The 7,797-nt window shown below is 43.3% G+C and carries 8 protein-coding genes; 4 read left to right on the top strand and 4 right to left on the bottom strand.

All coding sequences use genetic code 11. The features are described 5' to 3' along the window. The 3 genes from ACE5CV_RS08745 to ACE5CV_RS08735 all read right to left on the bottom strand — a co-directional run. Positions 1-658: sugar phosphate isomerase/epimerase family protein (locus ACE5CV_RS08745; RefSeq protein ID WP_374949788.1), on the bottom strand; the 658-nt coding region annotated here is incomplete at its 3' end. 298 nt (positions 659-956) lie between these two features. Beyond that, positions 957-2,144 (bottom strand): Gfo/Idh/MocA family protein, encoded by a 1,188-nt coding sequence (locus ACE5CV_RS08740; RefSeq protein ID WP_374949787.1) that lies wholly within the window; start codon positions 2,142-2,144, stop codon positions 957-959. Between the two features lie 513 nt (positions 2,145-2,657). Then, positions 2,658-3,002 (bottom strand): hypothetical protein, encoded by a 345-nt coding sequence (locus tag ACE5CV_RS08735; protein WP_374949786.1) that lies wholly within the window; start codon positions 3,000-3,002, stop codon positions 2,658-2,660. An 87-nt stretch (positions 3,003-3,089) separates the two neighbouring features. Here ACE5CV_RS08735 and ACE5CV_RS08730 point away from each other — a divergent pair, with 87 nt between their 5' ends. The 4 genes from ACE5CV_RS08730 (at position 3,090) to ACE5CV_RS08715 (ending at position 6,408) form a co-directional block, all read left to right on the top strand. Further along, positions 3,090-3,278 carry a hypothetical protein gene (locus ACE5CV_RS08730; protein ID WP_374949785.1) on the top strand — a complete coding sequence of 63 codons (189 nt, stop codon included), beginning with the start codon at positions 3,090-3,092 and terminating at the stop codon, positions 3,276-3,278. 130 nt (positions 3,279-3,408) lie between these two features. Beyond that, positions 3,409-4,521 carry a hypothetical protein gene (locus tag ACE5CV_RS08725; RefSeq protein ID WP_374949784.1) on the top strand — a complete coding sequence of 371 codons (1,113 nt, stop codon included), beginning with the start codon at positions 3,409-3,411 and terminating at the stop codon, positions 4,519-4,521. 50 nt (positions 4,522-4,571) lie between these two features. Next, complete coding sequence (locus ACE5CV_RS08720) at positions 4,572-4,997, top strand: very short patch repair endonuclease (RefSeq protein ID WP_374949783.1); 426 nt, start codon at positions 4,572-4,574, stop codon at positions 4,995-4,997. A gap of 67 nt (positions 4,998-5,064) precedes the next feature. Continuing rightward, entirely contained in the window at positions 5,065-6,408 is a 1,344-nt protein-coding gene (locus ACE5CV_RS08715; protein ID WP_374949782.1) for a DNA cytosine methyltransferase, read from the top strand. Between the two features lie 64 nt (positions 6,409-6,472). On the opposite strand, the gene ACE5CV_RS08710 is transcribed toward ACE5CV_RS08715, so the two are convergent. Then, positions 6,473-7,549: an AAA family ATPase gene (locus tag ACE5CV_RS08710; protein WP_374949781.1), complete on the bottom strand. Its 1,077-nt coding sequence runs from the start codon at positions 7,547-7,549 to the stop codon at positions 6,473-6,475. Positions 7,550-7,797: the final 248 nt, after the last annotated feature.

Raw genomic sequence — 7,797 nt, 5'->3', positions numbered from 1 at the left:
TATGCATCAGCTTAAACCTGCCTTTATGCTTATCCAGGTACGCGTATGGGTCCTGCCCCTCGGTAACGGTGTAGTAAACATCCATCTGGTAATCTACAAGTGATGGGTCGGTATTGGCTAACAGCACATCAATTGGCAGTTGACCGTCTACCGGTTTGTAAGGGTAATCGTGCGGATGGTACCCATAGCGCAAGCCGTGCTTTTTGCATACCTGGCCGCGCTGGTTAAAATCATCGGCAAAGTGCTTAAAGGCATCAATACTTTTCTGCGGACCTAACCATGGGCAGATGATATATTTCATGCCTATCTCGGCAGCCTGCGCCGCCATCTGCTCAAAGTCGGCGGGGCTCATGGGGTTGTGGTGAGTGCTCACCAGCTTCATGCCATAACCGGCTGCCAGCTTTTTAAACTCTGTATTTTTCATCCCCCAAAAAATTCCCTTATCGCTGCCGTAGCTTTCCAGCTGTTTGTAGCCTAATGCCCCCAGTTGCTTAAGGGTGCCCGGGGTATCGCGTTCCATATCGTTACGCACCATGTATAGCTGGATGCCCATCCCGCCCGGGATGGTGCCCCTGCCCACAGGTGCCGCCATTACCCCGACCATTGCAGACGTTGCCGCCAGCATCCCGCTGCTATATAAAAAGTTCCTTCTGTTCATCTTATCGGTTATTTGATTTTATTGGTTAATTTATTTATTGGTTTTTACAACTACTTATCGCCTGCAGAAGATTTCTCCTCGCTGTCGCTCGTTCGAAATGACAGGGCCTGAAAATAGTTTTCTACTGCTTCGCGTTAGGGATTGCAGCGGATACCGGCCTTGTGGCTAAGGCCTGCAGGCGTATGAGCGGAAAGCCCGGCCCGCAGGGAACGCCATTGCAAGATTGAAGCTTTACGCTCCACTCACTACGCTCTTCTCTCTACTCACTATTCACTGCGCTCCACTCACTACTCCCTACTTACATATCCCTTACCACTACCTCGCCGGTTATTTTATCTTTCAGCAGCAGCTTTTTATCGCCATGCGGAAGGATCTCTTCTTTAATAAGGTAATACTGATCGTCGTACACGGCAAATTCTGTTGCCTGGCGGATTTCGTTACCGCCGCGCCAGTCGTCTATCTGCACCTTTTCCCACACGCCGCTTTTGGCCGACGCATAGGCCGCATCGATAATAGCGTTCACCACGTAACCATCGTAAAACGTTTCGGCTGGCTGGCGCTTACCGTCAATCGCCTCGAACATATCGGTAAACATGTGGTTGTACCCCAGCTCGTTCACCTCATCGCCAACCGGGAAGAGCCATCCGCTGCTGCTCTCGGCCTTTTCGGCAACGTAACCGCCGCCCTTGCCGGTGCTGAACATATCAAACCCGGTACGCAAAAAGTTATTGATCCATATGGTACCCTCGGTGCCCATCACCTCGTCACGCAGGTCCATACCGCCGCGGAAACACCAGCTCACCTCGAACTGCCCGATAGCGCCGTTGGCATACTTAACCATCCCAATAGCGTTATCCTCGGCATCGATAGGGTGCACCTGCGTAGCCGCCCAGCACATTACCTCTACCGGGCGCACATCCTTACCAATGTAGCTACGTGCAATCTCGATACAGTGGCAACCCAGATCAACTATGGCGCCGCCGCCGCTTTGCTCCTTGTTCCAAAACCAGTTGCTGTGCGGGCCTGGGTGTGCCTCGCGACTTTTAGCCCATAGCACCCTGCCCAATGCGCCGGCTTTAACGCTGGCAAGGCTCTTGCTAAATTTAGGGGTGTAGCACAAATCTTCCAGGTAGCCGCCCATTACGCCGGCCTGCTCAACCATATCCAGCATTTGCTTAGCCTCGGCAGCAGTACGGCCCAGCGGTTTGGTACACAGCACATGCTTACCCGCTTTGGCGCAGGCCTCAACCGCGGCAAGGTGCAAATCGTTCGGCAGCGAAATCACCACCACATCCACCTCGGGGTGGTTTACCACATCATACATACTATCGCTGTATACAGGCAGGTTATAATCAGCAGCAAACTTTTTTGCTTTATTAAGGTCCCTGCTGTAAACGACATGCAGGGTATCCAGTCGGCGGTGCCCAATAAGCGAGTCGGCATAAAAACGCGCAATAAAGCCCGAGCCAAGCATAGCAATCTTCATAATGGTATTAATTTTTGTTGGTTTGTAATTGGCCTTTAAGATAGGGGATTTTTTTGGAATATGGACTGAGGTACGGGAGCGAGGTTAGTGGAGCGCGGTTCGGGGAGCGGGGCTCGGTATATTGGGGAGCGTTTACCCTTTCGCGTTTGCGAAGTACGATCAAACATTATGTAAATTCTAAAATTCTGTAAATTCTGATTCAGACGAGGAGCTTGTCGTCCCTGTCATGGTGAGCCTGTCGAACCACACAAATGAAGCAAGTTTCCGTATTGAGCGACCAAACATCCTGTAAATTCAAAAATTCTGTAAATTCTGATTCAGACGATGAGCCTGCCGAACCACACCCACCCCCTGTCATTTCGACCAGGCGATAGCGAGGGAGAAATCCTCTCAGCAAAGCAAATTACCTGTCACCGTGCCAGAAGATTTCTCCCCGCCACAAAGCACACAAACCCAACCCCGGCTGGTTGCAAATGACAGCGCTATTCCAGCACACGCACTCCGCAAAACCTTTTAAAAATCGAACGCCTGCAATTCTTTAGGGCAAAGGCTTGACGCCCGGGGGATGCTTTTTACATAAAGCACCGTACCCAGCACTTCGGTACAATGATCATCAACCGCACGTTTAAATTCGTTAACATCAACGTAAGCAAGCGACTGACCGGCAGCATCAACCGCCTCGAACAGGTAGCTGCACTGCGGTATAAATGAGCCGCTTTCCTGGTACAGCGTAACCTCAATTACAGCCGTGTTTTGCCCCATTACCGGCTTTTTATCTTTAGTAACCCTTAACCCGAAAGGCTGTTTTAAGCCCCTTAATACCCCCTGCTCATCTGCTACTGCTACCCTGCTTTCCATCGCTTATAAGATTATATGGTACAAATTTATGCTAAAAATATTAGCAATTACAAGGGCCGTTTCATAATTTTGAAAAAACATTAGCGCATGGAAAAATTAAAAAACATTAACCGGCAGCGCCTGGAACTGCTGCTGCAGGCAATGGAATTACTGGAAGATATGCATCACAAAATGGGCATGTTTGAGAACCAGCGCTACGGTAAGCTGAAGGGAAAGGTAACCGGGCATACCCGGAAAACGGAGGTAGTGAAGATGGAAGAAGGTAGTAGGGATTAAATACTATGAGCAGGTGTTTGAGGTTAAGAATCAGTTACGAGGATTTTTACCTACATACCTCTCTAATAAGGGTAATATCACATTCTGTAAGTTATTCTTTAAATTGTATTTTCGGTATAAATTATAACTAATGATAGTAATTAAAGATGCAAATGTATACGGTTCTGAAATTCAAAATATTTTAGATATTACCGTCCAGGAACTAGAACTAAAATCATTAAGCCAACCAGATTTACTTAAATTATCCGGAACCTTGTTTGAGAAAGAAGTATGCGACACGCTAAATAAAGTTTCCCTTCACACTACGTTTGAAAATAAATTTGAGAGAACTACGCCACATGCTTTCCCAGACATAATCGCAATTTTGACCGAAAATAACTGGTTTGGCGTAGAGGTTAAAACAAGTCAAAAAGATTGGAAATGTTTTGGCAATAGTATTTTCGAATCAACGAGGATTGAAAATCTAGACGATAGAATTTATATATTTTTTGGCAATTTTTCCAATAATAATTTGGCTTGCAAATGGGCAAAATATGAAACTTGTATAGACAATATCAATATTACCCATTCTCCCAGGTATCAAATAGATATGAATATAGTTTCAAAGCCTTCACTCTCAGTATTTGCAAAAATGGGAACCACTTATCTAGCATTTGCAGAGTCAGAAACAAGTAAGAGAATGGAATATGTGAGGAAGTTCAAACGTAGTAGTGTTGGTCAAGATGTTGCTCTATGGTGGTTACCTGACAATGGCGAACCCAATGAAGATGATGAGAAAAAATTAGTTATTAAACTATTTAAGAATCTACCAAGTAACAAAAAAATAATAATTAGAAATCAATCGTTGGCCTTTTTTCCGGAAATCTTCTCAAATAATAATAAAACCAAATACTCGCAATTACTTACTTGGCTTGCAAGTCAACACGGTGTTGTTACAGGCAGTTTAAGAGATGTTTTTTCGGGTGGTGGGCAAGTCGAGATTGTCTTTAATATGATTAGCTATAATATTCCAAGAGTTTGTCATTATCTGTATATCGGGGCCGAGCAAATAAAAGAAGTTATCAGTATCACATCAAATGATGATTTGGCTATAAAGTGGCAGCTTCCGCAAGAATTTGAATTTACCGAAGATTCCGATAAAGTGGCTTATTGGATTAAACAGGTGAGTCGAAATATGATGACACTTTCTAGTCTTCCAAGTAATTTTCCAATTGATGAATGGTTAAAGTCGCTTTTCATATGAGGATGTAAACCTTTAGTTGTTTTATAGGTTCCTAATCAAACCATGATAATATGACTGACACCGTTTCAAAAAAAAGGCGTAGTGAAATAATGAAAAATGTTAAAGGAAAACATACCAAGCCTGAACTTTTAGTTCGTAAATTTCTTTTTTCAAAAGGTTTTAGATTTAGGATTCATGATAAAAAGCTACCGGGAAAGCCTGACATAAAATTAACTAAATATAAAACTGTAATTTTTGTTAACGGTTGCTTTTGGCACGGACATCAACATTGCAATATATATGTAATGCCAAAGTCTAATATTGATTTTTGGAACTCCAAAATTGAAAGAAATATTAACCGAGATGAAGTAACAATGAAAAATCTAAAAGAGCTAGGCTGGAATGTAATAATCCTATGGGAATGTTCATTGAAAAAAAGAAAAATTGAAAATACTTTAAACGAAGTTGTGGAAAAATTGCTGTCACTTAGCCAATAATGTTAGCATTTATAACAATTCTTTTGTTAAAATTGTAACGTATTTAAGATTATAAATCCATTAGAGAATGACAATTGTTAACGAATTAAAAGAACCTCAATTCACAATGGAATTTAATAATTCCATTGAATCAAATCAGGATCAAGTAGTACACAACAAAGATTTGAAGGTTGTCTCACTTTTTTCAGGTTGTGGTGGTATGGACTTAGGATTTGAGGGTGGTTTTAAAATTCCAACAAACCTTATAAATAAAACTCTATCGCCTGACTTTATAGATGAAGAAATTGATAAAAACATTTCACGTTTAAAAAGCACGCGATTTAAAACTGTTTTCGCTAACGACATATTACCGGATGCGAAGCAAGCTTGGATTAGACATTTTATAAAAAGAGGTGACTTTGAATGTTCACATAAATTTCGTTCAGAAAGCATTGTTGATCTTGTAAAATTACACAAAGTTGAATCAAACGTTTTTCCTAACCAAGTTGATGTGGTTACAGGCGGTTTTCCATGTCAAGACTTTAGTATTGCCGGAAAGCGAAAAGGTTTCGAATCTAATAAAAATCATAATGGAAATTTAACACATTTAAATGAAGCCTCTGAAGAAACTAGAGGCAAACTATACATGTGGATGAAGCGAGTTATAGAAATAACTCAGCCAAAAATGTTCATAGCTGAGAACGTAAAAGGGTTAGTGAACTTAACTAATGTTAAAGAAATTATTCAAAAAGACTTCTCCTCAATTAATGGCAATGGATATTTTGTATTTGATCCACAAGTTTTATTAGCCGCTGATTTTGGTGTACCTCAATCAAGAGAGAGAGTTATATTTATTGGAGTAAAAAAATCAGCCTTGAAACCCGGCATATTGAAAAAATTACAACAAAAAGTTCTTGATGACAGTTTAAATCCTTATCCCAAACCCACGCATTCAAATAAATCCAGTGAAAATAATTTAGTTCCATTTAGCAAATTGTCAGATATATTTTCACTATTACTAGAACCTGAATATAGTGACGATCTATCACAAAAGTTTTATTCTAAGGCCAAATATATGGGCTCTCATTGTCAAGGACAAACTGAAGTCAAATTAAATGGAATTGGACCTACTATAAGATCAGAACACCACGGTAATATTGAATTCAGGAGACTGTCTTTGGAAAAAGGCGGAAAAAATCAAGTTGAAATAGAAAACGGTTTAATTGAACGAAGATTAACGCCTCGGGAGTGTGGTCTTATTCAGACATTTCCGATAGACTATGAATTTGTTATTCCTAGTTTTACAAAAAGAAAAGGGAGTTTTACTGTAAGCCCGTCTCAAGCTTATAAGATAATTGGAAACGCAGTACCACCATTATTGGCATATCATATTTCAAAACGAATTGAAAAAATCTGGGATTTATATTTTTAATTTAGTTGAAATTAATAAATAAAGCTCAGTAAATCGTTATGTTAAGCGTTCGCTGTTGTGACCTTCACCTCGGCATTAACTTATTCACCAACCCTACTGCCACACCTAATTCATTACTAATCTTACGCTGGCTGTAACCATTGGCCGCGAGTTGGGCTACCCTGGGGGTTAACCGGTGCTGGTTTAACTGGCGGCTGCGCAGGTGCAGGCGTTCGGGGCAGGTGCTTTCAAACTCCATCTGTAAAAAGCTGCCGGGTTTGGTAATGCGGCAAAGGTAAACGTTGTCTTCGCCATACAGCTGTGCGGCACTGCGCTGCTTAATTTGTTTCAGGTACCGCAGGTGCGGGTCGGCCGCGCTGGTACCTATCGAGAAGGCGCTGTCGGCCAGATTAATGAGCAGCTTGCTGCCGTGCATATCGTCGGTACTGATGGGCGCGCCCGGGTTACGGCGTTTGGGGGTATGGGCCAGCACCAGGATAGACAGGTTGTAATCGGCCTTAAGCGCCTTAAGGTGTTTGATGAGGTTGAGCGCAACAGTGGCATTCTCTATCCCGCCGCGCAGGCAGCTGATGTTATCGATGATGAGCACGGTGGCTTTGGTGAGTTTGATCTTGTACTCGATGCCGGCCATCAGGTGCTCGTCGTAACTGCGGTAATGGTCATCAAGCAATTTATCCGGGCAAAACTCCGCCCTGAAAAAGCTGAACGGAAAAATATGGTCGCTGGTGGCACCGGTATAGCGGCTGTAAAACTGCCTGGTAGAAAGCTCGAAGTCGATATACAGCACACGGGCAGCTTCGGCAGTTGGGGCAAAGGGCGCAATGGCCTTGCCGCGTGCAATACTCTCGCCATTTTGCACCGCCAGCACCGATTTGCCTACGTTGGTATCGGCAAACAGAATAGACAGCTCCCCCTCGTGCCAAAACTCACCAAAAAGCATTTGCGGCGCAGGCTCGCGTTCGCCCAGTTCCAGCCAGCGGTTGCCCGTAGCAACCGAGAACAGGTAACGGCAGGTTTCGGGCGCTACAGGCGTTTTCTCTTTGGTGTTTGATCTTTTAGCAGGTCGGTAGGTTTGCCCCCTGGCTTCCGCGCGGATCTTTTCGATGATTTCCGGTCTTACGGCGGATGGAAAGTCGTTCATTTTCAAGAAATATTTAAGTGAATGTTAGCCAGCGGCGGGAATAGCCCGGTTAGTTAAGGCTGCGGCAGGCAGGTACATCCAAATATACTTCATACAAATGAAGGATATGGTGACAGTAGTATGTCAGTAGTGCAAAACGGAATGGTTTGATTAACAGTTATTTATGCAGAAAAGCGGGTGTTCACGGCAGTGAACGTGAACGCTTTGGGGTGGAATGTGAGTTGAGCTTCGGGACTTACGGCCTAAGA

This window comes from Mucilaginibacter sp., assembly GCF_964263795.1.
In the GTDB taxonomy this organism is placed as follows: Bacteria; Bacteroidota; Bacteroidia; order Sphingobacteriales; family Sphingobacteriaceae; genus Mucilaginibacter.
This window is presented reverse-complemented; position numbering and strand designations above follow the sequence as displayed.